General features: G+C 42.4%; 25 protein-coding genes. 2 read left to right on the top strand and 23 right to left on the bottom strand.

From position 1 onward, the window contains the following. Positions 1 to 400: 400 nt before the first annotated feature. A complete protein-coding gene (locus tag ACHOLT_RS07725) occupies positions 401 to 883 on the bottom strand; it encodes a GNAT family N-acetyltransferase (RefSeq protein ID WP_425807010.1) in 483 nt (160 codons plus the stop codon). Between the two features lie 111 nt (positions 884 to 994). Here ACHOLT_RS07725 and ACHOLT_RS07720 point away from each other — a divergent pair, with 111 nt between their 5' ends. Then, entirely contained in the window at positions 995 to 1912 is a 918-nt protein-coding gene (locus ACHOLT_RS07720) for a Na/Pi cotransporter family protein (protein ID WP_425807008.1), read from the top strand. A 652-nt stretch (positions 1913 to 2564) separates the two neighbouring features. Here ACHOLT_RS07720 and mobB read toward each other — a convergent pair. From mobB to selA, 6 genes are all read right to left on the bottom strand, one after another. Further along, a complete protein-coding gene (gene mobB / locus ACHOLT_RS07715) occupies positions 2565 to 3098 on the bottom strand; it encodes a molybdopterin-guanine dinucleotide biosynthesis protein B (protein WP_425807007.1) in 534 nt (177 codons plus the stop codon). Beyond that, the gene (gene glp / locus ACHOLT_RS07710) at positions 3095 to 4312 is read right to left on the bottom strand and encodes a gephyrin-like molybdotransferase Glp (protein WP_425807005.1); all 1218 of its coding nucleotides are present in this window, start codon (positions 4310 to 4312) and stop codon (positions 3095 to 3097) included. The genes mobB and glp overlap by 4 nt, the downstream gene beginning before the upstream one ends. Before the next feature lie 70 nt (positions 4313 to 4382). Continuing rightward, positions 4383 to 6395 carry a DUF342 domain-containing protein gene (locus tag ACHOLT_RS07705; RefSeq protein ID WP_425807004.1) on the bottom strand — a complete coding sequence of 671 codons (2013 nt, stop codon included), beginning with the start codon at positions 6393 to 6395 and terminating at the stop codon, positions 4383 to 4385. A 45-nt stretch (positions 6396 to 6440) separates the two neighbouring features. After that, positions 6441 to 7502, bottom strand: a complete 1062-nt coding sequence (locus ACHOLT_RS07700; RefSeq protein ID WP_425807003.1) for an LCP family protein — start codon at positions 7500 to 7502, stop codon at positions 6441 to 6443. A 168-nt stretch (positions 7503 to 7670) separates the two neighbouring features. After that, on the bottom strand, positions 7671 to 8750 hold the full coding sequence (selD, locus tag ACHOLT_RS07695; protein WP_425807002.1) for a selenide, water dikinase SelD: 1080 nt from the start codon (positions 8748 to 8750) through the stop codon (positions 7671 to 7673). A 145-nt stretch (positions 8751 to 8895) separates the two neighbouring features. After that, a complete protein-coding gene (selA, locus tag ACHOLT_RS07690) occupies positions 8896 to 10299 on the bottom strand; it encodes an L-seryl-tRNA(Sec) selenium transferase (protein ID WP_425807001.1) in 1404 nt (467 codons plus the stop codon). A gap of 129 nt (positions 10300 to 10428) precedes the next feature. Here selA and ACHOLT_RS07685 point away from each other — a divergent pair, with 129 nt between their 5' ends. Further along, positions 10429 to 10629 (top strand): hypothetical protein, encoded by a 201-nt coding sequence (locus ACHOLT_RS07685; RefSeq protein WP_425807000.1) that lies wholly within the window; start codon positions 10429 to 10431, stop codon positions 10627 to 10629. A 173-nt stretch (positions 10630 to 10802) separates the two neighbouring features. On the opposite strand, the gene ACHOLT_RS07680 is transcribed toward ACHOLT_RS07685, so the two are convergent. The 16 genes from ACHOLT_RS07680 to ACHOLT_RS07605 form a co-directional block, all read right to left on the bottom strand. Next, positions 10803 to 11378, bottom strand: coding sequence for an adaptor protein MecA (locus ACHOLT_RS07680; RefSeq protein ID WP_425806999.1), 576 nt, complete (start codon positions 11376 to 11378; stop codon positions 10803 to 10805). Positions 11379 to 11473: 95 nt separating this feature from the next. Then, positions 11474 to 12577: a DUF362 domain-containing protein gene (locus ACHOLT_RS07675; protein ID WP_425806998.1), complete on the bottom strand. Its 1104-nt coding sequence runs from the start codon at positions 12575 to 12577 to the stop codon at positions 11474 to 11476. 25 nt (positions 12578 to 12602) lie between these two features. Next, positions 12603 to 13040, bottom strand: coding sequence for a hypothetical protein (locus ACHOLT_RS07670; protein WP_425806996.1), 438 nt, complete (start codon positions 13038 to 13040; stop codon positions 12603 to 12605). 86 nt (positions 13041 to 13126) lie between these two features. Further along, complete coding sequence (locus ACHOLT_RS07665) at positions 13127 to 13837, bottom strand: DUF5714 domain-containing protein (RefSeq protein WP_425806995.1); 711 nt, start codon at positions 13835 to 13837, stop codon at positions 13127 to 13129. A gap of 197 nt (positions 13838 to 14034) precedes the next feature. Beyond that, positions 14035 to 14754, bottom strand: coding sequence for a lytic transglycosylase domain-containing protein (locus ACHOLT_RS07660; RefSeq protein ID WP_425806994.1), 720 nt, complete (start codon positions 14752 to 14754; stop codon positions 14035 to 14037). A 48-nt stretch (positions 14755 to 14802) separates the two neighbouring features. Then, complete coding sequence (locus ACHOLT_RS07655; RefSeq protein ID WP_425806993.1) at positions 14803 to 15264, bottom strand: chemotaxis protein CheW; 462 nt, start codon at positions 15262 to 15264, stop codon at positions 14803 to 14805. 69 nt (positions 15265 to 15333) lie between these two features. Next, on the bottom strand, positions 15334 to 16083 hold the full coding sequence (locus ACHOLT_RS07650; RefSeq protein WP_425806992.1) for a flagellar hook-basal body protein: 750 nt from the start codon (positions 16081 to 16083) through the stop codon (positions 15334 to 15336). A 29-nt stretch (positions 16084 to 16112) separates the two neighbouring features. Continuing rightward, positions 16113 to 16517 carry a flagellar basal body rod protein FlgB gene (gene flgB, locus ACHOLT_RS07645; protein WP_425806991.1) on the bottom strand — a complete coding sequence of 135 codons (405 nt, stop codon included), beginning with the start codon at positions 16515 to 16517 and terminating at the stop codon, positions 16113 to 16115. Positions 16518 to 16521: 4 nt separating this feature from the next. Next, positions 16522 to 17310 (bottom strand): flagellar hook-basal body protein, encoded by a 789-nt coding sequence (locus ACHOLT_RS07640; protein WP_425806990.1) that lies wholly within the window; start codon positions 17308 to 17310, stop codon positions 16522 to 16524. A 28-nt stretch (positions 17311 to 17338) separates the two neighbouring features. Continuing rightward, positions 17339 to 18763, bottom strand: coding sequence for a flagellar hook protein FlgE (locus ACHOLT_RS07635; protein WP_425806989.1), 1425 nt, complete (start codon positions 18761 to 18763; stop codon positions 17339 to 17341). Positions 18764 to 18785: 22 nt separating this feature from the next. Beyond that, positions 18786 to 19250, bottom strand: coding sequence for a flagellar hook capping FlgD N-terminal domain-containing protein (locus ACHOLT_RS07630; RefSeq protein WP_425806988.1), 465 nt, complete (start codon positions 19248 to 19250; stop codon positions 18786 to 18788). 8 nt (positions 19251 to 19258) lie between these two features. Continuing rightward, positions 19259 to 20950, bottom strand: coding sequence for a flagellar hook-length control protein FliK (locus ACHOLT_RS07625; protein ID WP_425806986.1), 1692 nt, complete (start codon positions 20948 to 20950; stop codon positions 19259 to 19261). Positions 20951 to 21028: 78 nt separating this feature from the next. After that, positions 21029 to 21781 carry a FliA/WhiG family RNA polymerase sigma factor gene (locus ACHOLT_RS07620; protein ID WP_425806985.1) on the bottom strand — a complete coding sequence of 251 codons (753 nt, stop codon included), beginning with the start codon at positions 21779 to 21781 and terminating at the stop codon, positions 21029 to 21031. A 25-nt stretch (positions 21782 to 21806) separates the two neighbouring features. Then, complete coding sequence (locus tag ACHOLT_RS07615; RefSeq protein WP_425806984.1) at positions 21807 to 22247, bottom strand: hypothetical protein; 441 nt, start codon at positions 22245 to 22247, stop codon at positions 21807 to 21809. Position 22248: 1 nt separating this feature from the next. After that, positions 22249 to 22731, bottom strand: coding sequence for a chemotaxis protein CheD (locus ACHOLT_RS07610; protein WP_425806983.1), 483 nt, complete (start codon positions 22729 to 22731; stop codon positions 22249 to 22251). After that, a complete protein-coding gene (locus tag ACHOLT_RS07605) occupies positions 22728 to 23330 on the bottom strand; it encodes a chemotaxis protein CheC (RefSeq protein ID WP_425806982.1) in 603 nt (200 codons plus the stop codon). The genes ACHOLT_RS07610 and ACHOLT_RS07605 overlap by 4 nt, the downstream gene beginning before the upstream one ends. Positions 23331 to 23332 lie beyond the last annotated feature (2 nt).

The following is a 23332-nucleotide window of genomic DNA, read 5'->3' as shown; positions in this document are numbered from 1 at the left end:
GAAACAATTCATTGTTAACGGAATGTATATTTTAACTTCCCAGCGGACACAATCTTAATAGTCTCACGTTTTCCAATTTTTTATCCCCACTCCTCTCTTTTACTTCACTTGCGGCGAGTCTTACATAACGCGTCGCAAGCTTTTTTTTATACTATCAGTATAAATATTTATCGGTAGATAGTATAAGTGCAACCAGCGGCTTTGCCTTCACGAAGGCTAACAAGTGCGAAGGCAAAGCCGGGTCTTCTTTATTTAAAAAGCCAAAGACAGGTCATAACCTATCTTTGACTTTATTTTTTCGCTTATACTTTTCGATTCCTATATTTTCGTCTGTTTATTTAATTTGAGAGTTGTCATACTGTCTTATTATTCAGCTTCTTCTGAATAACTCTTCCTGTACTTACTTTTCCTGATTTAAAACTTTCACCATCAATTTTCGTTCCTCTGCAAAACCGAGTTTCTCATAAAGATGCAGAGCATTTAGGTTATGACTGCTCACTGCTAAGCCTAAATAGTTAATGCCTTGCTCTCTGCAATATTGTTCTGCCGCTTCCATTAGACTTCGCCCAATCCTTAGATGTCTAAATTTAGGCAAAACAGCTAAGTCCATAACCCAAGCCTGTAAGATTCCCGTGAGCTCTTCACGTGAGGAGGGATAGAGGACCAGATACCCTGCGGGTTCTTCTTTTTCGGTTTCCGCAATAAAAACTTTTGAATCTGTCTGCTGAATCCACGTCCAAAACCCTTTTAGAATTTTCTCCCGATATTTTAGTGTGTCTTCCATGGGCTGCTTACGCCATGGAGAAATGCTGGCCGGAATTACATCTTTTCCTAAGGAATACATAAAAGGCCAATCCCGAACGTTTCCTTGGCGGACCCGCATAAAATCACCCCTTGGGATAATTTACGCACTGAGTTATGCAGTTGCTCCTGTTCTGTTCATTAAATATCCGCCATATATTTATTGACATGTAAACTAAAGGAGGAATAGAGCATGACGCTCCTACTCTCCCTATTCCTCGGGCTTTTTTGCTTGCTTTATGGAATGTCCGTTCTTCGATTCGGTTTAGAACGTTTTGCAGCTGATGCTTTTAAAAACCTTCTCCAAAAAATGACGGTAACGCCCTGGCGTGGATTTTGGAGCGGAGCAGTTGCGACAGCGCTTCTTCAATCCAGTACGGCTCTTACAGTCATGACGGTTTCCTTTGTTGACGCAGGGCTCATTCCCTTTGAAAATGCACTCGGGTTAATTCTGGGGAGCAATATCGGAACAACACTAACGACCCAGCTTCTTGCTTTTTCTCCCGATTCTTTTATTCTTTATTTCATGCTTTTTGGCTCCGTGGGGTTTCTCTTAATTTCCAATCGCTATCGCTACCTGGCTCTTTCTCTATTAGGGCTTGGGATGTTGTTTCTCGCCCTCCATTTATTAAAAAGCGGAATGGCTCCTTTAGCTGAATTTACTGTTGTCAAGCAATTCCTTCAACAACTGGGAGATCATCATTTTCAAGGAGTTCTGGCCGGTATTCTTCTCTCCGCACTTTTACATTCCTCCGCAGCCACAACAGGACTTGTCATGCTGCTTGCTAATGAAGGATATCTAACTCTCCCTACGGCACTTGCCTTTATATTTGGAGCGAATATTGGAACCTGTTTTACTGCCTTAATCGCGGCTCTCGTAACAAACCGAGGTGCCCAGCGTGTAGCTCTGTTTCATGTCTTGCTTAATGTTTTTGGAGTACTTCTCTTTTTGCCATTTCTAACTCCGCTTGCCCATCTTCTCGAAGGATTAGGCGGCAGCCTCAGTCGTCAAGTCGCGAATGCTCATACACTTTTCAATGTTATTTCTTCATTTGCGGCCTTTCCCTTTTTGCCTTTAGCGACTCGATTCTTAACGCGAATTCTGAAGTGAGCATTAACAGTCAAAAAAGAAAGCGCAAGTAAAAAGATCGGTTAGGGCAATGTATCTTCTCGCACATCCGTTCACTTTCCCGCTCCGAGGCTGGTACACTTGCTTTTGAGGGAGCTATCTTCAGCGGATAAGCATTCTTTGGAGATAGCCGCTTCGAGCGAAAATGTCCACCGGACACTTTCGTGCCAAACCTTAGGGTAATACCTGATGTACGTCGCTCCTGTGCATCCCGAACAGTCGCTAAACTGTTCGCCCGAAGGTTGCACCCGCGACATCAGGCCCGTAAGCATGCTTACGCACTTGTTTCCCGATATTCTCCAGTGGAGAGTATCGCACTTGTTTGGCCAAGTCCACTGGCTCCGCTGTACTACGAAAGCATCGTGTTCCCTATCCCCTTCGAGGATAAGTCAACTAAGGTTTGCGTTTCGTTCCTCAACACAAACCAAGTTTCCTATAACGCCCCTATGCGAAATCGTTCACTTCTGTGCGGGAAGCTACGCTCTCAGGTCTTCAAGTGTCATTTTTTGTTGCTCCTTTATTCCCTCTCAGATGATCCTTAGCGCCGTCAATTAGCTATCGTAATAACTGAAAAAGCGTTTAAGAATACCTAAGTATCCCTAAACGCCTGGTGAAAAAGAACTTTCATATGTTTTTAGGAGCGTCTAATCTGATACTTCTCTGCAAGAAAATCACAGATGCCTGCGACATCATCAAGATCAAAACAGGGAACACCTACTTTAAACTGAACATCGCTAACGATAGCAATGAGTTCTTCTGGCTTTGTAAAAAGCTCTTTATGTACCTCTGAACGAAAGACCTCTATTTTGGGTTTATCTCCATGCTTATATCCTTCAGTGAAGATTAAATCAACCTCGGGAAGTCGTTCCAAAACTTCATCTAAAGTCCGCTCGAATTCCCTTGTTTCGATAATAGCCATTTTATGTACAGAAGAAATTGCCACCACATCTGCTCCTGCCTGAGCAAAACGCCAGGTATCTTTTCCCGGTTTATCCATTTCAAACTCGTGCGCGTCATGCTTAACAACTGCAACCCGCCAACCTCTTTTTTTCGTTTCATGCAGAAGTTTCTCTAATAACGTGGTTTTACCCGAATTTGAATGTCTTGCTACAATCGAAACTATCGGTGCCCGAGATAAATTCGATCCTTGATTCACATCTGTATTCATCCGATCTCTCCCTCTGCAGGAATCCAGCGCGCTAAGAGAATTTCTCCTTTTTCAACAGGTCCATGTCCTCCGGGAACATCGACAAGAAGGTTGCATCCAATCATAGAACGTAAAATACCTGATCCTTGAGCATAGTCAGGATCCGCCCATATCTCACCGTCTCGGAAGATCGCCCGAGCACGTAAAAAACGTCTCTGCCTCCCGGACTTGCCAAATCTCCCCGCCATCTTTACCGGAAAAACGGCTTCATTGTCTTTTAGTCCCGACATTCTTTTCAAAGCGGGACGCACAAGCAATTCATACGTAATCATAGCCGCCGCAGGATTTCCAGATAGGGCAAAGTAAAACTGTTTTCCCTTAATTCCTAACGCAGCAGGAGTACCCGGTTTAAAATTTACCTTCCAAAAAAGGAGTTCACAGCCTATTCCGGATAATGCCTCACGAATTAAGTCATATTCACCAACTGATGCTCCGCCCGTTGTTATAATTGCGTCCATATCCTGCAACCCTGATAATGTCTCGATCATTTCCGGCAGACGATCAGGGACGAAAGAAGCCGCCTCTACTTCGCAACCGCACTCTATCAGCATTCCCCGTAAGGTATACGTATTGCTATTGTAGATCTTGCCTGGGGAAAGAGCTTGTCCGACTTCCCGTAATTCTGACCCGGTAGATAATAAACCAATGCGCAGCCGCCTGTATACTGTCACCTTTTCTACACCCAAGGCTGCTAATAAACCTACCGTTGAAGGGGTAAGAAGGGTCTCAGCGACGAGTACAACCTCATCTTCCTGAATTTCCTCACCTTGATGAACGATATTTGAACCGGGGGAAACAGGCCTCCGAATTTGGATAAGATTACCTTGAGGCTCTGTATCCTCCATCCGTACTACGCAATTTGCACCGACAGGTATTGGCGCTCCGGTAAAAATTTTTGCGCATTCTCCTGGTTTTAACTCCCGATCGGGGTATGTCCCTGCAGGAATCTCACTGACCATATGCAAAGAAAGGGAAGCTGGATCAGAATTTGAAGCCGCGTAAGCATATCCGTCAAGCGGTGAACGATCAAAGGGAGGCATTGCTATGGGAGAAATTACAGACTTAGCTAAAACACGATGGTAGGATTCCTGCAAAAGAATCTCTTCTGTTTCAGGAGTATGTATCTTCTCTGAAATAATTTCCCAAGCTCGTTCCAATGAAATCATTGTTTCCATTCCAGTATTCCTTTCATACATTCAGGCTTTCAACTCTGAATAAGATAATCTCAATATGCTGAATTAAGTTCTACGCACGAAGATGTTCCACTTGCGTATACCCTTGCTCCTGATAGACCTCCAGGTTTCTGTAGGCTTCTTCGATATGAATGATTTCTTTATCAATCATGATCACAACATTAGGGTGACAGTATTCGACCTTCAGCCTCTTTGAACTCGGAAACTGAACAGAAGTAATACTAACACCGGATCCGCCCAATTCACGAATTTGAACATTTCCGCCGGCTTTTACTGTTCCCCCTCGGCAAACCCCTTCAATTTTTACATCTCCTTCTGCAGCAATCACCGAATTATAGGCACCTTTATAGCAGAGAAAAGATCCGCCGCATTCAACCTTTGCTCCCTGGATATAATCGATAGAACAATTCAACTTTTCCGGAACTTCAAGCGAAATATTGGCAATCATCTGGGCAAATACCGAGCTTATCCGTTGTAATAGGGGAAAAGCTTGAGGATCAATAGGCCCCAACCCCACAAGAAAACGTTTAGCTGTGGTAATTGATAGTATTAACTCTTGTGTAAGAAGATCGTCCTTCTTCCCAATAGTAAATTTTTCCAGACTGGCAGCCTGTTTAGGAAGGTCAGGAAATCTCCGCTCCAGAATAAGCTTCAGGCATTGACCCGGTTTTAAATGCTGCGCATTCGGGGAACGCATTAACTCCGTTGTTTGCTCTAAGCATAGCGCCAGCCATTCCTGGAGTTCGCGCAGACGCCTCAATAATTCTGAACGAATGACAAATTTTGATCCGACTACCAGTTGTCCGCCTAAAACATTTTTATATATTTTAAGTCCTTTTTCCGCACGGATTTCTGCCTTCGAAACCGAACCTTGAATCTCTATCTTTCCCTGTGAGAATACATGAAGCCCGTCTTGAACATTTCCATAAACAAAGACATCTCCCGGAAACTCAATACTTCCTGTCTTTAAATCTACATCCTGATTCAAAATATAAATATTTTCCACTAAATAGGTTGTTTCATCGACACGAATGGGTAATCCTGCGCAGGAAGCAATTACTTCCAAGCCATCTTCGGATAAATGTGCATTTTTTCTTAATTTAAACTGAAAATCTCTTATCGGAGCAGGAGAAATCGAATGTCCAAGGACATCTTGACCCGGTTTACCTTCTTTTCCCGGTATTTTACGTGCTAAAACCTTTCCTTCCTCAACAAACTTCATTTTCGAAGCAAAAAAATCGATGCGTTCTTCGAGCTGATCATATTCCTTTGCGCATTCCCCTACGAAGTCTTCAAGTCGGGCAGATTCAGGAGCCAAAGGCAGAGTCGCTTCGGCAAGAACAACCTCTTTTGTATCCTCGACAGACTGAACGTCAGACCAGGCAGAATCTTTAATCCCATGTACAACCCCTAATTTTTGGAGATCCTCCTGCAATCGACCTTCATCCCAATATTCACCTTCTGGGGGATCATCTTTCCAAACCGCTATTTTTTCTAACTTCAGATGAGGCTCAGCCATTATAAATTCCGGCAATTCATAGTGTCCCGGCTTTTCGTGTTTAACTTTGGCAACTGCCCTTAATCCCTTCTCACGTACTTCAAGTTTCCAAGTTCTCTGCCCCGAACTCTTATATGGAATGAATTCAATTTGATCCTCTTGTTTAACCCTAAAGTTCTTTTCTTGAATTTGCCCATTTAGATAAAGAGCTCCCGCTAAAGGATAAGGAACAATCTGTTGAACAAAAAATGTTAACTTAATCTCAAACTTTTCCCCGTCTTCATTCCAAATCGCTTGGATCTTAGCGCTTTGTTGTAACTCACCTTGTGTTTCGCCTAAAGTATCGGATTCTTTGCCTACTTCAATGACTTCACATGTAGTGTAGGCTTGGGGTACTGAGTCAAGATGTTCTGACTTAAGACACACTCGTACTTTCCATGTTCGGAAAAATAGTCCTGGTTTATCGAGTACAATTAGATCAAGCTCATCAGGTTGACAACTCCATTTCAGTGAATATTCGTTTCTAATTCCCTCCAGAGATTTTCCCCGTGCCTCTTCATCTCGCAACTCCAACACCTCATTCTTTTGGAATAAGCCTGCAGTGGCTTCTAATTATGCCCCACCATCAGCACCTAAGGGCCAATGAACCTCTACATCCTCGTACCCTGTTGATTGCTGTCCATTTGGATCCAGGGCATTGCCCGGAACTTTGGGCAGAGATTGTGATGGTGCTGTTATGATAGGTTTGAGTAAATCAACATCCTGATCATCAATAATTTTAGCCGTTGTTATTCCTTGAAGTAAATTGTTTGCAACTTTTTTAGCTTCCCGGGGGTCAACATCCCAATAGCTGACTCCTTCGACATCTAAAAATTTCCCAGGCAAAGTTTGTGAAACGATATCGGTCTTATCAAACCCAACCGCAACTTTAGATAATTTAAGCATATCACTTAATGATAGATTTGTATGCACTGCTTTTGATAATTGAGGGACAAGCCAAGGAAGCTTGGGAAGGGTACTGGCTTGCAGCATTTCTTTTGCTACGGCTTTCAAAACAACCTGTTGCCGCGCAGTTCGTGATATATCTGCTAAAGCATCATAACGAAAACGAGCATATTGAAGTGCTTCCGAGCCGTTTAAACGCTGCTCACCCTTTTTTAAATTAATATATCCATCGGTTTTATCTCCCGTTTCATAATACATATCTTTCTCTACATCTACAGTAACTCCACCAAGAGTATCAATGATTTGTTTAAAACCACTGAAGTTCGTTTGAATGTAACCTGCTACTGATATCCCGGTTAAATGGGAAACAACATTTTGAAGTGTTTCCAAGTTTGTAAGAGCAACAACAGAATTTATTTTAATATTGGAATGTCCGGAAATCGAGACCCTAGTATCCCGTGGAATGGAAAGCATACTAATCCTATGACTTACCGGATCAATACTTGCTAGGATTAAGGAATCCGTATTATACTTTTCGTCACCGGGGCGCTGATCAGCTCCAATCAAAAGAAAAGAAATCCTTCCGCTAGAATCTTCTCCGGATTGGTTATCTGAGGAAAAAGGATTAGAAATTTGCGAAGTTCGAAAAAACCAAACATACACTGAGGCAACTGCAATAATCCCCATTAAAACGGAGAGCGTAATTATTAATCCTTTTTTTCTTATCATTTCATCAACTCCGAAAGGAACATTATGAGCTTATTTTACCATACTGTCTTTTTAATTTCAGTCTAACCGAAAATAATGTATTTTAAAGGGGATTATAAAAATTTTTACTCAAAAAGGCTTTGCGAAACGAGCCTTTTCGTCTGCAAAGCCTTACCCCTTACTCTATTCTTATTGAATTACTTTGATTAGCCCAGGCTCGCCTGCTTCCACACGCCCGATAACAGCGGCCGCAAGAGTTTTACGCATGTTTAAAGCTTCAAGCAATTTCTGCAATCGTTCCTCCGAAACAGAAATAAGCAACCCGCCTGAAGTTTGAGGATCACAGAGAACAAGCTTTTGTTCATCAGAAATATCACCTGCGAAGTCGACTTTATCCATGAGAAAACGTTGATTGGCGAACGCACCTCCGGGAACAGCTTCCTTTTTAATGCACTCCCAGGTTGCTTCAAGAACAGGAATCTTCTGCACTTTGATTTGAGCTTGAACACCGCTTCCTTTCATCATTTCATGAAGATGTCCAAGTAATCCGAAGCCGGTAATATCCGTTAAAGCATTTACGTTAACCTCAATCGCTGCTTCGGAAGCAGATTTATTTAACTCCGCCATAATCCGAATAGCTTCCTCCTTATTTTCAGGAGATACAACGCTATATTTGATTCCTGTCGTAACAATTCCAATTCCTAACGGTTTAGTCAGCACAAGATAGTCTCCTGGCTCTGCACCGGAATTGGAAAGAACCTTTTGAGGATGAACAACGCCAGTAACAGAAAGCCCAAATTTCGGTTCTTGGTCGTCGATAGAATGCCCGCCTACTAAAATTGCTCCAGCTTCCTTAATTTTTTCGTAACCACCTTGCAAAATTTGCGCAAGGACAGACTTATCCAACTTATTCACCGGAAAAGCAACCATATTCATAACAGTTAAAGGCTTAGCCCCCATTGCATAAATATCACTGAGTGCGTTAGCCGCAGCAATCATCCCAAAAGCATATGGATCATCAACGACGGGTGTAAAAAAGTCCACAGTCTGAACAATGGCCTGTTCCTCATTGAGCTTATAAACGCCGGCATCATCATTCGTATCTATACCCACTAAGAGGTTAGCATCTTCGACATTTCTTGGAATATGACGCAAAACTTGCGCCAGGTCCGCAGGACCTATTTTGCAGCCTCAGCCCGCTTTACTCGAATATTGGGTCAAGCGGATCTCATCTTTGTTATTTGAATGTTTTAAATTATCCAGAATCATGAATAGGTCCTCCTTCCCTATTATTACTTACGCCTATAAATAATCTTTTTTTGTAATAATAGGATAATTATATATCCCACTTTAAACGCTAGCAAGCTATTCGTTTTTATCAAGCCATGGCATGCCAATTATTGATCTTTAAATTCTATGTGTTCCATTGGTCTAAAAGGGCGGTAATTTCCCCTATGTCGCCTTCTAACAACGTACGGGGATCAAAAAGAATCCAATCCTTCTTAATTCGGGTCAGCACAGGAATTCCAGTCGTACGCAGAAAATTATCAAGCTCAAGAATATTTCCCTGAAGCGGTCGGATAGCACAAACCCAAGTTGATAATTTTTCTGTAGGCCAGGCCCCACCGCCAACTTGGGAAAAATCCGTAAAAACTTCCACTTGAAAACGGTTCAGTTCTTCAATCTCACTCTTAAGCAGCTCCGCTTCTGCACGAATTTCATCCTCTGGTTTGGTCAGCATCCTCCAAATAGGGATTTTATCCGCTTCTTGACGTTCATATAAACGCAAAGTCCCTTCAAGCGCCGCCAAGGTTAACTTATCAATTCTTAGCGCCCTCGTTAATTGATTTTTCTTTAGCTTGTCAATAAATTCCCGTTTTCCGATAATTATTCCGGCTTGCGGGCCCCCCAGCAATTTATCTCCACTGAAAGTGATTAGGGTTAACCCTGCCTGTACCGCCTGTGAGACCGTTGGTTCGGGTTGAAAACCCATAGCTGTTCCATCGATAAAGCTTCCGCTCCCTAAATCTTCAACAACAGGCACTTGATACTTTTCTCCTAACTGAACCAATTCCTGACTTGAAATTGAATGAGTAAATCCTTCAATTCGATAATTACTTGTATGTGCCTTAAACAACAGACCCGTTTCCGAATGAACCGCCTCTTCATAATCTTTAATCCAGGTCCTATTGGTTGAGCCAACTTCAACAAGGCGTGCGCCACCTGCTTTTAAAACTTCGGGGATTCGAAAAGATCCACCGATTTCCACAAGCTCACCTCGGGAAACAATAACTTCTTTCCCGAGTGCAAATGTATTGATAACCAAAAGAACAGCGGCCGCATTATTATTAACAACCATTGCTGCTTCCGCACCCGTTAAATCGCAAAGCAGTTTTTCAACATGGACATAGCGCGAACCACGCTCGCCATTTTCAAGGTTCAATTCCAGGTTACTATATCGACCCGCCTGCTCGGCAACGAAATCTACAACCTCAGGAGCTAAAATTGCTCTCCCGCAATTTGTATGGAGGACAACTCCCGTTGCATTGATTACACGGCACAAACTTGTTTTTTGCTTCCGAAGTTCTTTTTGCATCATCTTCATAATCCAGTTCCATATCTGGCTTTCCTCAGCCTCGACCCGTCCGGACAAAATATTTTCCCGTGCCTTTTGCAATACCTCTCGAATTAATTTCGTTAAATATAATTTATCTCCATGATTCGTCAAAAACTCAGTGAATTCTTCCATCACTTCCAAGCGAGATTGGACCTCATGTACCGCAGGTAAGGCTCTCAGTAGGGGTTTCCTTTGATCCATTTTTAGACACTCCTTAAAATTCTATTCTCTTGTCGACTCTTTTTTCCTGAATCGCCCGCGTCCTTTTTAGGATTTCGACACAGGGAATGTCTTATGATAGGTTTAATGTTAGACAGGAGGTATTTCATCATGCGTTCAGTCCCAACCGATCTCGAACAAAATAAGCAACAATCAGGCGTAATTATTCTTTTTGAAAATGCCCAAAGCAAAAAACAACCTAAACCGTGCATCTTTTGCGGAGAAACCGTTCATCTCCAGACATTTAAAGGTAAAGCAGTTTGCTCGGCATGTTTGGAGCGAATACCTTCTCTCTTCGCCTGCAGTTATTAAATCAATTTCATAGGTTAACTTTTATTATACCAAATCAAAAAGGAAAAGAAACTTTTGGAAAATAATCAGGTTTAAAGGTTTAAAATACTTGACATACTTAATCAATTAAATGGAAAAGGGGATATCCAATTTGAAAGTAATTTCAATCTGGAATACCCCCTTTTTTAATTGAGTTAAAATGTCTTTTTAATGTTTTGAATTGCACGCTCTGCCATAATCGTTCGGCCATGCTCTTCTAGAAAAACTTTTGCAATATCTACAATTTCTCCATATTCGTCTAAAAGTGCTTCTCCGTATTGTTTTTTCTTTCCTGAACCCAAATGGCTTACCACTAAATAATATTCCCTTTCGAATTCATAGAGACTGGAGCGTACGCGAGGGAATTCAGGTAAACGTTTAACAGCCGCTAGGACATCCTCAAAATCGCTAAATACATAAACCCATTCCAAAACCCGACTACGCGGCGTACGTTTTTTCTCCTTCTCTTTAACTGGAGTTTCCAACGAATCCTCTTGCCTCATCACGGTAATCACAAATTCGTCGTTTGACGCTGCTGTCGCTTGAATCCAAAAGGGTTGGTCAAGGTTAAACTCCACTTCTTCCCTGGCTTGCGCGATCAGTTCCCAAAAAAGCTGCTCGGTTTTTGCAGTTCGCTGAAACAAATCAGACATCGTTATATCACGATCGGCAAGTTCGGTAAAGGAGATGAAGATGCGGATCGTACTATCATTAACTTTTTGTATACGCATAACCCTCACCTCTCCTTCCCTAGTTTTATTTTAGTTTATTCATATAATATCATATTACGACTAATCTATGTTGGGAAATGATTGATAATTGAAATTTAATCGAGGGATATAAGATTATACTCTCGGGTTCCTAAACCTATTTCTTCCCCATAATTTAACTGAACAGACCAGTCAATATCAGGATAAAGAACTCGGAATTTATCCGCTTCATTATGACGATCTCCTAACAATGAATGAGGGTTTCCGTGAGCCTGGTTAACAAGATCAACTGCCGCCTGGTCAATCGCGATGGGGTCTGTGGACGCCAAAATACCTATATCCTGGACAATCGGAACATCGTTCCAGGCCACACAGTCACATAAAGGAGAAACGTTGTTGACAAACGTGATAAATCCTACTTTTCCTTCTTTTCCTTTGAGAACACCCGCTGTATATTCCGCAATCTTTTCTTGAATGACATCTTGTTCGGTTTTCCAGTTTATTGCGATTGCTTTATGAGGACAGGTCACTGTACATTCACCGCAGCCAATGCAAACCGCTTGATTGATGTAAGCTTTCCCTTCTATGGTTATAGCCTGGGCAGGACACCACAATTTACACTTACCGCAAGCGACGCACTTTTCTTCATTGATTCTTGGGAGTACATCTGAGTGTTGCTGCTGCTTTCCTGCTCGGCTGCCTAATCCCATTCCAAGGTTCTTCAGTGTTCCACCAAAACCCGTTGCTTCATGCCCCTTAAAGTGGGTAATCGCTAATAACGCGTCGGCATGAGCAGCTGCGCTTCCAATCTTAACTTCTTGGAAATGCTTTAGACCCACCGGCACAGATACATAGTCTTTCCCGTTTAGGCCGTCGGCAATCACAAGCGGAGCCCCAACGACAGAATAGTCAAAGCCATTTTCAATCGCCGTTTCTAAATGGTCAACTGCGTTAGAACGTGAACCGACATAAAGAGTATTTGCGTCGGTAAGAAAAGGCCGTCCGCCTTTCTTTTTAACTTGATCCACTACCCTGCGGACAAACTGGGGACGAATATAGGCTAAGTTTCCGCGTTCACCAAAATGAATTTTAAGCGCCACTAAATCTTTAGGTAAAATACCCTCCATTATCCCCGAACGATTTACTAATCTTTCTAACTTGTTAAGAAGGCCTTGACCTTGCTTGATGCCGAAATTCGTAAAATAAACATTAGCGCTCATTACATCTCACTCCTCAAAATTGTCTTTAGGGTAAAACTTCACATTGATAAACTTCAAGACGGTTCGGCAGTTCCTTAATCTTAACTTCATCTCCCAAATTCAGGGTTTTATAAGTCCGATAATCGACCGAAAGCGTTATCGGATCTGATCCTGCTTTAACTTGAATGCTGTATGGTTTTACCTGACTATCCGTTAAGAATTTCCCTTGGATTTCACCTTGGATTTCTTTTGGCGAAATAAACCAGTCTGGAATTGCAAAATAAAACATCAATAGGTAGCAACTTAAAATACCTAACCAAAATCCGGTTTTTGGGATGATCAACAGACGTCCCCATTTTCGATAACGTTTTAGATCTTTACCTACCTTCCAGATTAAGCGGGCTAAGACAAATGGGATAAGAAAAATTAACCCTAAAACCTCTGGCCAGGTTATCTTCCAAAGGTAGATATAATAATCTAACATATTCCACTCCAAAAAACTTTATCCTGATCAAAGATCATCTAAAAGATCTTTTTATAGAGACATTATAGGATGTTCTCGGCAACGGGTCAACGAGGATAATAGGGACATTCTTTTTTTAGACATTGCTTATTGCGCCAAAAATCCCTACATTTCGGTATTTCATGGGCTTCTTCAGTAAACACAGCGACCTTGTCGCGCTCTATTATCTTTATAGCGGCAAGCAATGAAGTATAAGTACTCCTTTTACAACACCGCGGCCCACCAAAAGCCCCAACATACTGAAGAATTTCTCCTGTATCCCTATTGCTCTGACCCCAACTTTCTTTACTGAGAGGAGTTAGCCCCCGCAATACACTAAGTGCTATTCCTGTGCCAATCGCGGATCCACAAGCACCCCAAATTCCACAACTTCCTCCAGGGATCTGTTTCGCGCGAAGCCATATATTTTTCATTTGGGTATCTGTAATCTTTACCCCAAGATTCTTTAGCGTTGTCAGTAAAACAAGAGGAACCATTATATGGTGTTCTGGTCCGTGCAGCTGAAACGCTGGAGAGGCCATGACTTCTCGTGCGAGTTCGATTGGATTCGTACTTGAACTCGCTTCCAGAATAACTTTGAGAATTTGGTCCGAATCTGCCCGGTGGCATTCATCGCAGATATAATGTCCGTGCTCACAGGCAATATTGTTTGTAAACTCTTTTTTACAGAAGAAACACATATGCGTTTGGGCATCCTCACTATAGATGAGTTCCTTTCCGCATATCATACACCCTTCAGTATGTTTTATCTGAATCAATGAAAATCCTCCTCAACCGTGCAAACACCATTACCTTAGATTTAATGATAGGGTATTCATTATCAATAACAAAAGTTAAGCCATATCCTCAAAATACCCATAGGGGGTATATCTAAACTTTAGTATATCATTGATAATGCCAATTGACCATATTAAATTAAATAAAAAAACCGCTATTCGCTTTAGAATAACGGTCTTTAAGCTTGAACATCGAATTTTCCAGTACCATTTAAGATCTTCTGAACATAGTTTTGTGTCTCCTGATAAGGAGGAATTCCTTGATATTTATCCACCGCACCCGGTCCCGCATTATAAGCAGCTAATGCAAGAGAAACATTTCCGTGATAACGATCCAGCAAATCCCTAAGGAAATGAGTTCCGCCGTCTAAATTTTGAGCTGGATCCAACGGGTTAGAAACACCATAGGTTTGTGCCGTACCTGGCATGAGCTGCATAAGGCCTACTGCCCCAGCTTGGGATACTGCTGAAGTATCAAAACCGGACTCTGCCAAAACGACTTGTCGAATTAAGTTGGAGTCAACACCATATTTCTGTCCAACTTGGCTGATCAAACCGTCTATCTCTGGTTTTCCTGAGCTAACACCCTGTAGCTGCGAAACCTGATTAAATCCGTAATACCCTAAATAATTTAAGCCTAAGCCCTGAGACGAATAATACCCTTTAGTACTTAAAGAACCCGTTCCTAATCCTGCACTAAGCGCACTTAACATCGCTGTCGTGTCAGCGTTCTGATCCGTGCTGGCTAAAGCCGATTTAAGCAGGCTTGCGAAAAGCAGCGCTTGAGAAGAGTCCGTTGTTGACGACGGGTTTGTTGATGGATCAGATTCTGAAGAGCTTTGCCAAGCTTTGTTCATATTTTGAAGCTGGAAAAAAAGAAGCATTTCTGCAACGTTCAATATAACTCCCTCTTTCCTAAAACGTTACAATTAAGATTAAGCCTTAAATTACCTTACCTGATGAAGCTCCTGAAGCTCATCCTTTTCTATAATCTTATCTGGATTAAGATACATGATAATTCGATCGGGTAAATTGACTATTCCGGCAATAAAAGGTGCGGTCACTAATTGCGGAGGGGGTACGATGTCTTCCAAGACTCTCACTTCTCGAACCTGGTCAACGGCAAATCCAACAAACTCCCCATTTACCTCGGTTATCAGTGCAAGTTTTTGATCTTTGCTTTCTTCTCCTTCTTTAGATACAAGGACATCATCGCTGGCAATTCCAAAGCGGGTACGCAAGTTAATTAAAGGAATGGCTGATCCCCGAATATTGATTACCCCCTCAACATATGCGGGGGCCTGGGGAATCGGGCGAGCTGCTTCAAGTCGAGTAATCTCTCGTACAACTTCGATCGGTATTCCGTACTCCTCTTGTCCTAGTGCAAAAATAACCACCTGTTTTCCCATTGAAACTACCCACTTCCTATCTTCGATCATATTAAGGCTTACTATCGCCCCTCAACAACCCTAATGCTATTAAACTTTGCCTACTTCGTTAACCGCTTTTTCAAGGGTTGAATCTTGGGTTTGTATGACTTTTTGGTTAGCCTCATAAGCTCTCATAACTGTAATCATTTTTGTCATCTGCCCAGGGATATCAACATTTGAACCTTCAATAATTCCTTGTTGAACCTTTACCTGGGCCGCCGGCTGAAGGGGTTGTCCAGTTGATGCATAGAGAGAATCTCCAACTTGTTGCAAATTGATTAAAGGCGCATTGACAATCTGCAGGGTATCTACAACCTGATTATTAACTAATACCGCCCCGTCAAGCCTTACTTTAAAATCGGAAGTAAGATTCCTGATTGGTCCGTTTTTTCCCATAACTGCATATCCTTCTTGAGTTTGCAACTCCCCTTGATCCGTTACCTTAAAAACACCCTTACGCGTATAGCGCAGACCATCAGGTGTTTGAAGTGTGAAAAATCCGGGTGAAGTCAAGGCCAAATCGCTATTCGAACCCGGCTGAAGCTCTGCCGGCCGATCAACAATATTATATTGATTAACATAAACACCAGTCCCCATTTCCCCAATAGGAACTGCCGTGGGAACATCGCCGAATTCCTTTGCCACTCTTTCCATCAGTAGAGTGGGAAAAGCGACCGCACTTCCATCCTTTTCCTGATAACCGGGAGTTTTAACGTTCGCAACATTCTCTGCAATCAGATCACTTTGTGTCTGGGTCGCTAACATTCCCGAAGCTGCCGTATATAAGCCCCGTATCACGCCTTCACCTTCTCCCTAACATCATTCATTTATTTACCCTGAATAACCATCCTTAGTAAACCAAGCTGCGACGTGATTGCCTGAGTAACTGAGTTATAATAAAGTCCGTTTTCCGCTACATTAGCCATTTCGCGTTCTATATCGACATTATTTCCATCATTGCGAAAGGTCGAACTTTGATCAGTGATTACTGCTTTTTGACTTATGTTTTGGGTCCCTGATATGTGCTGAGGCATTGTCACTTTAAGCGGCAAATCTCCCCCCTCTTCACCGATAACAGAACCAAGAACCGTTTGAAAATCTACGTCGGAACGCTTAAAGTTCGGCGTATCGACATTGGCGACATTATCACTCAGTACCTTTTGCCTTAAGCTTGAGGCATCAAGCCCCTTTTCTAAAGCTGTCAGCATCGGACCATCTAACCAGCCCGCCATTTAACTACCTCCTCAGCGTATTGGCAATACTCCACATTTCATCGCCGGCTTGAATGACTTTAGAATTCATTTCGTATGCCCTTTGGGCCTGAATCAAATCCGTCATTGTTGAAGCAATATCAACATTGGATTGCTCAAGCATCTTAGAACGAATCGTGCCATAGTTCTCAGTTTGAGCATCCCCAATCTGAGGGGTTCCTGAATTCGCCGATTCCAAGTATAGGTTTCCGCCTATCTTGGTCAAGCCCTGTGGTTGCGTAAATTTTACAAGCTGAATCGTACCGAAAGTTTGATCCGTTCCACTGACTGATCCCGTAATGGTCCCATTCGCAGTAACACCGATGTTTTCTGCTGTTCCGATCTGATCCCAGTTTTGAGGATTGTTAACTACGACTTTATTTCCCTGGGGATCAACCAGCGTACCTTCACCGTCAAGTTCAAAAGACCCCGCACGGGTATAAGCCATAGTTCCATTGGGCATTTCAACCTGGAAAAATCCTTCACCGTCTATCCCCAGATCCCAAGGGCTGTCAGAAGGAACCAATATTCCCTGTTGAAAGTTGTTGCTCATCCCGCTGATCATTACCCCAGATCCCGGTCCGACAGAAGGAGCTCCTATAGGAGCCCCGTTGACAGTTGTAGCTCCGGCGAGACTCGCTTGAAAAGCTTCGGCGAAATCCACTTTATCCGATTTAAAGCCGGGGGTACTGACATTAGCCACATTATGGCCCAAGGTTTCTAAAGCTAATTGCTGCCCTCGAAGTCCGGCAGCACCAATACCAATCATCCGCATAATTTATCCTCCTTTTCTCTGCCTAGGATTATTGTCTCTTAAGATCGATAAGCTCCTGAAGCAGGGTATCAGAGACAGTGATAACACGAGAGTTAGCCTGGAAACCGCGTTGAGCCACAATCATATCCGTAAATTCTTGGGAAAGATCAACATTAGACATTTCAATTTCACTTGAAACAATGGTTGCACGGCCTTCTTCCCCTGCAGCACCGATGGATGCGGTTCCTGAGTTATTTGTCGGGACATAGAAGCTACCTCCTACATTTTCAAGACCTGCATCATTTGCAAATTTCGCCACTGCGACTTGAGCAATTTTATGAGTTGTCGAATCGACCCCATTGCTGTAAACCCCAGTAACGACTCCGCTTTGATCGATGCTAAAGCTTTCCAGGGTATGAGGTTTGTTCACAAAATCATAGCCAACCTTAGTCCCTGCAAGAGGAGTTGGTGTAGAGCCATCAGCTTCGTTTGTGCCAAACGTAATTTGGTATTTACCATTAACTACATTGATAGCATATTCACCGTCCCCTGGTGCAGCACTGTTTGCTGCTGCAGTATAGGGTACATCGCTTCCAGCAGCAGTCGTAATATACACAGTTGCTCCTGGAGTCGGTGGATAATTAACAACAGCTGTTAAACCGGTCACGCTTACAGGGGTAGCTTCAGGAACAAATGTCACATTGAGGGGTGAAGGCGCCGTAGGTGTTGCAAATCCTGTAGGAAATGTTACTGTTCCGGTCTTTCTGTCAAATGTATATTGATTAGCTCCTGGAGTAGCAGCCTGGGTTTCGGTCATACCAGGAATACTAAGGTTTCCTGCCCCATCTAAGCCTGTCAAAGTAGCTGGGACTACTGGAGGGCCCGCACTTTCCGCCGTAAATGTGACTCCCGAGACCGTCGCAGCACCTGTAAATTTTGCAGTTGTAGTTGCAACAGGCAGATTATTATCCAAAGGCAACACATCTCCCTTAGCAAACTTAATTGCACCATAATTTGCACCACTAAAAGTTGGTATTACAGTATCATCAGTTCCCCAGCTAAACCCCTGAACTCGGGCTCCCGTTGCCGGATCTTCTAAATATCCGTTTTTATCTTGGCTAAAACCGCCAGAACGGGAATAAACTGTATTTCCACCATTATCTAATACAAAGAAGCCCGAACCTTCCAGCATCATATCCGTATTTTTACCTGTCGATTGAGCACTTCCTGGGGTCATAATCTGGTCAATCGAACCTAAGATAGAACCCAAACCAATTTGGGCCGGATTTGTCCCTCCCTGATTCGCGGAGGGAGAAGAGGCTCCTTTAAGCGTTTGACTTAAGGTCGTCGAAAAGGTCACGCGGCTCCGCTTAAACCCAGTCGTATTAACATTGGCAATATTGTTGCCAATAACATCCATTTCAATTTGGTGATTTTTCAGCCCAGAAATAGCTGAATAAAGTGAACGCATCATAAGGGGTTAACCTCCTCTATTTTTATTCCGACACATTTATAATTTGATTCATTTCCAGTGTTTTATAGGAACCGTCTGTTTGCAAAAGGTTGAGTTGCGGATTACCGTCAAGCCATTTTACAGAGTCCACTTTCCCAGAAATAACCGTCTTTCCATCAGTATCCATGCCGCTAACCTGCTTTCCAATTAATGCCGCTCCTTGGCTAAGCAGACCCTGTTGGAAATAGCTTGTCATACTGGTGTTTAGATCCTGTACAGATTTTGACACATTATTCATCTGTTCCAGCGAACTAAACTGAGCCATTTGTGCGATAAAGTCCTTGTTGTCCATTGGCTGCAGTGGGTCTTGATTGGTAAGCTCAGTCGTCAGCAATTTAAGAAAATCATCCTTGCCTAACGTCTTAGTAACTGCATTAGACACTGCTGTACTTGATGAACTATTTGACCCTGTTTGGGATGTAGAATTCGTTGAACTTATAGTACTCATATAACCTCCTAAGCAGTAACATTGATTCGATTTGGTCGTGCATTCAGAATCGAATCATTGGTTTCATGCCTAACACTGGTGACATCATCAATCACCCTATGATCCTCAGACTGCTTGTCTTCATTATTTTGAGCGGTATGAGAAAATGTTTGATTTTGCCTTTGATCAAAATTTGGGTTAGAATCGGCAAATCCCATTTGCATCATGCCACATTGAATCCCTGATTGTGAAAGAGACTCGCGAAGCTCCGGGAAATTACTTTGCAAGATTTGGCCTGTTGAGGCCTCTGAAGCCAGCATGTGCAAATTGATATGTCCGTTATCCCAAGCCAGTGTAATATTAATTTGACCAAGTTCCGCCGGATGCAGTTGAATATTTATTTCACGAACTGAAGGCAGTTGGTGGAGTATTCTAGCTTGAAGCTGTTGAGCAACCTGGTCCCAAATTGGCAATTTAGAAGAAGCTTCTATCTTGTTTTTGACATCAGGTGTTGAATCCAAATTCACGCTTCCAAGGGCTAAATTCCCTAGGTTTGAATTATCACTATCAACAGCTTTAGATTTTTCAATACTTGTTACTTTTTCACTGCCAAATAACTCGTTTTTCGTGTTGTCAGAACCACTTTGGCCTATTTCCGTTTTTAATTCCATAAGCGGAAGATGGTTTTCTGCGGGAATTCCATCAGTGAGAGCAGTGTTCTTATTTTCACTTAGAATGGAATTATCTTGTTTAAGATTTCTGCTTAAAGAAAATGCTTGTATATTAGTTACTGTGACTGAATCATTGACTCCTTTTCCCGTGTTGGGGATCGCTATTGGCTTGAATTGCTGCCCTGGCTCTAAAATCGGGTCATTACTTTGGCTTTGTTGTTCATTCGATAATAAACCCGAATTTAAAGGTTGAGCATTATTTGTATTATTTTTAGTTGCATCCAGTCCCTGTTTGAGTCTTTCAACTAATGCATTCAATCCAGACGGATTGATCTTAGACAGATTCTGCGGATTAAGTAAATCTAATGGTTGATCGGTTAGAGTCTGAATTAAATCCTTTTGTCCTATTTGATCTTGAGACGAAGTTGTATTTTGACTCAAAAGGCGATCTAATTGACCTTGAACATCTGTAATGGCTTCCGACGGATTAACCATCTCTTGACCTAATTGACTGAGAAGTCCTTGAATCTCAGCGGGTTTAAAAGAAACTTTACTGATTTCTCCTGACATGTCCTGTAATAGCTTTGTAATTAATACTCTATATTGATCCAACTCCGTAAGCGGGGATTTTTCCCCTTGAAGCTGCCCTGATCCTATCCCTGAATCAGCAGCACCCTCTAATAGGTTAGCCTGGGTAAGAAGAGTGTTAAGCTCCTGACCGACCGCCTTTGTTAAAGGAGCATTACCTTGCTGATCCTGTCCTGTGACAGATCCCAAGTTAAGCCCGGCAATCGTCCGTAATGAACCAAGAACTCCCTCTAATCCCTGTTTACCTTTTTGTCCGGAATTGGCCTCCTTGCCTGCCGGATCACTGCTTTGAAGCGCAGAGTCTTGTCCTTGTCCTATTGCTTGAGCCAACCAGCCACCAAATATTGCTGCAAATTCCATTGCCGCACTGTTATCCGTGACTGAATTTCCATCCGTTGAAACGCCCCCATCCATAACTTTAGGAGTCACATTTCCACTAACAAGGACGTTGATTTCTGACATGGCATCACCTCCAAAAAAAAGCTCTATATTTTATATCGTAAAAACCTCTCAAAAACTTAAGGTTTCTGTCTTCATTGCTTAAAATAAGTTTCTCTTTTGTCTGCTTAAACGGCCTCTAAGCCGCAGAATAGCTTGGGAATGCAGTTGAGATATGCGGGATTCAGACAGTTTCATAACCGCAGCAATTTCTTTAAGAGTTAATTCTTCCTGATAGTATAAGGCAATAATAAGTTTCTCTTTTTCGGGAAGTTTTTCTACAGCATCAGCAAGAATTCTATGCCGTTCTTCAATTTCAATCTCCTGATAAGCTTCCTGGGCTTGAGGATCCTTTATCATGCCTAAAGGAGATAAACTCTCCCCCTCATCTCCAGCCGCTAATTCATCAAGTGAGGTCAAATTCATAATTTGACCCTGTTGAATAACTCCTTCAAGCTCACGAATATCCATCTCCAAGTATGCTGCAACTTCTTCTATCTCAGCCGGGCGGCCCTGTGCCGCTTCAACTTGAGCAAACGCTTCCTGGACATGTTTTACTTTTTGACGGGCCGAATGCGGTACCCAATCCATCGTCCGTAACCCATCGATCATTGCCCCACGAATTCTTAATGTTGCATATGTTTCAAACTTAACTCCCCGTGCATAATCAAAACGTTCAATTGCATCAAGCAGTCCAAAAACTCCATATCCCATTAAATCTTCTTCATCAACATGTTGAGGAAGAGAAATTGCAAGTCGTCCTGCGATGCGTTTGACGAGAGGCAAATATTTTTCGACCTGTTCACTTTTCCATGAGCCTCGATTAGCAACCGCCTCATAGGGATTCGTTGCCACGCAACATCGCCTCCTTACTCCTCGTTTACTCACCCCATCCCATTCGTCGGACCATTTCTGCTTGCTTTTCCGTATCAGGCATACCTTGAGATAAATCCGCATTTAGCTGACCAGCTATCAATGCACTGTTTTTCTCAGAAGAATTATCTTGCTCCTGCTCCGTATCACGCGGTATATCCCATTGTGAATCTTCCTGTCCTACAGCAACATCCAGAAAAGCTCCAGAGGTATTATTCACAGCTCTTTCCACTAAGGAATTCGCATTATCTTCCTTCTCTAAGATCCCAGTTTTTTTAAACCCATATAAGCTTCCATAGCTGAGTCCATACATCAATAGATAGGAAAAGATGATCCGAATCATAATCCGTAAAAAACTCACACCCGTTTTCCAGCTAAGAATTCCGATAATAACAGCTGTCCCGAGTGCAAACCGCCAAGCCCAAATCCTCATGGTCTCGTCATCCAACTTAAATCACCTTTTCACCGTGATTGATCGTTCTAATTCTTAAATTACCGCTTGCCACATCAAAATGAATTGTTCGTCCAAAACTTCCGCCTACATCTGCAACTAATAGAGGAATTGCAAACCGTTTTAGCTCCGCCTCCACAGCTTCGGCGTTTCTGTCTCCTATTTTTAAGACATTCGTTTTTCCAGGGAAAGAAAACATTTGTGCTCCACCTGCTATCTTAGCACGTAATCTTAATTTCGAAGCACCCAGATGAAGAATATCATTAATCAGGAGTTCAACGGCTGTATCTGCATATTTTGCCTGATTTGCGCTTATATTCCCATTAGCCGAGGGAAGCATGATATGGGCCATCCCTCCTACTTTTTCCAGAGGATCATGAATACAAATTCCGATACAAGAACCTAAACCGGCGGTCATTAAAATATCCGGTGCCTTCGATGTTTTAAAGTCCGCCATCCCGACAGTAATTATATTACTCATATTCCTAAAGCTCCCAACAGTTTCTTTAATGAACCATCATTCGGAAGAAAAATAAATTGTCCCTCAATTTGCAGTATACCAGATAACTGTGTATCGATAAAAATTACATTATCATCCAGTGAACCATCTTCAAGCAAAATAGCATCGAGGATCGCCCCAGCCATATCAACAGCTAGTGCAGGAACTGAGGGTTGTAAAGGAATTCCGGAAAAACTGGTAAGAGCAATTAAGAAAGAACTTACCATAATGTTCCCTACTTCTTTAAGAGCGGATTGAACCATTTCATCACCAAAGACATCCACATCTTCTAATTTCTCGATTCCGAGCAAGGTTTGAGCAACAATCTTCGCACTTTCAACCGGAAAGAAGAAAACAGCCTTTCCTGGTGCATCTCCTTCAGCTTTAACATATACAACCGCTTGAGGTGTATCCAACTGACCAATGATTGTGTCTAAGTTTTCAAAAGGAATAGCCCAGACCTCCGGAACCGACATATCAATACGCCGCGAAAGAAGCGTAGATAAGGCAGTAGCTGCATGTCCGGAACCAATATTTCCAATTTCCTTTAAAGCATCCAATTGGATTTGAGTAATTTCCATTT

The sequence above is a fragment of the Desulfitobacterium nosdiversum genome (genome assembly GCF_049860565.1).
Classification (GTDB): Bacteria; Bacillota; Desulfitobacteriia; order Desulfitobacteriales; family Desulfitobacteriaceae; genus Desulfitobacterium_A; species Desulfitobacterium_A nosdiversum.
The sequence above is the reverse complement of the archived record's forward strand: the minus strand, read 5'-3'. Positions and strand labels throughout refer to the sequence as shown.

What these genes read in the sequence shown, in the direction of transcription:
- ACHOLT_RS07685 (WP_425807000.1), top strand. Translation starts at nt 10,429, where the DNA reads ATGCGTTCAGTCCCAACCGATCTCGAACAAAATAAGCAACAATCAGGC.
- ACHOLT_RS07720 (WP_425807008.1), top strand. Translation starts at nt 995, where the DNA reads ATGACGCTCCTACTCTCCCTATTCCTCGGGCTTTTTTGCTTGCTTTAT.
- ACHOLT_RS07670 (WP_425806996.1), bottom strand. Translation starts at nt 13,040, where the DNA reads ATGTTAGATTATTATATCTACCTTTGGAAGATAACCTGGCCAGAGGTT.
- ACHOLT_RS07635 (WP_425806989.1), bottom strand. Translation starts at nt 18,763, where the DNA reads ATGATGCGTTCACTTTATTCAGCTATTTCTGGGCTGAAAAATCACCAA.
- ACHOLT_RS07640 (WP_425806990.1), bottom strand. Translation starts at nt 17,310, where the DNA reads ATGCGGATGATTGGTATTGGTGCTGCCGGACTTCGAGGGCAGCAATTA.
- mobB (WP_425807007.1), bottom strand. Translation starts at nt 3,098, where the DNA reads ATGAATACAGATGTGAATCAAGGATCGAATTTATCTCGGGCACCGATA.
- selA (WP_425807001.1), bottom strand. Translation starts at nt 10,299, where the DNA reads ATGGATCAAAGGAAACCCCTACTGAGAGCCTTACCTGCGGTACATGAG.
- ACHOLT_RS07700 (WP_425807003.1), bottom strand. Translation starts at nt 7,502, where the DNA reads ATGATAAGAAAAAAAGGATTAATAATTACGCTCTCCGTTTTAATGGGG.
- ACHOLT_RS07680 (WP_425806999.1), bottom strand. Translation starts at nt 11,378, where the DNA reads ATGCGTATACAAAAAGTTAATGATAGTACGATCCGCATCTTCATCTCC.
- ACHOLT_RS07625 (WP_425806986.1), bottom strand. Translation starts at nt 20,950, where the DNA reads ATGTCAGAAATCAACGTCCTTGTTAGTGGAAATGTGACTCCTAAAGTT.
- ACHOLT_RS07725 (WP_425807010.1), bottom strand. Translation starts at nt 883, where the DNA reads ATGCGGGTCCGCCAAGGAAACGTTCGGGATTGGCCTTTTATGTATTCC.
- ACHOLT_RS07610 (WP_425806983.1), bottom strand. Translation starts at nt 22,731, where the DNA reads ATGAGTAATATAATTACTGTCGGGATGGCGGACTTTAAAACATCGAAG.
- glp (WP_425807005.1), bottom strand. Translation starts at nt 4,312, where the DNA reads ATGGAAACAATGATTTCATTGGAACGAGCTTGGGAAATTATTTCAGAG.
- ACHOLT_RS07605 (WP_425806982.1), bottom strand. Translation starts at nt 23,330, where the DNA reads ATGGAAATTACTCAAATCCAATTGGATGCTTTAAAGGAAATTGGAAAT.
- ACHOLT_RS07655 (WP_425806993.1), bottom strand. Translation starts at nt 15,264, where the DNA reads ATGGGAAAACAGGTGGTTATTTTTGCACTAGGACAAGAGGAGTACGGA.
- flgB (WP_425806991.1), bottom strand. Translation starts at nt 16,517, where the DNA reads ATGGCGGGCTGGTTAGATGGTCCGATGCTGACAGCTTTAGAAAAGGGG.
- ACHOLT_RS07630 (WP_425806988.1), bottom strand. Translation starts at nt 19,250, where the DNA reads ATGAGTACTATAAGTTCAACGAATTCTACATCCCAAACAGGGTCAAAT.
- ACHOLT_RS07675 (WP_425806998.1), bottom strand. Translation starts at nt 12,577, where the DNA reads ATGAGCGCTAATGTTTATTTTACGAATTTCGGCATCAAGCAAGGTCAA.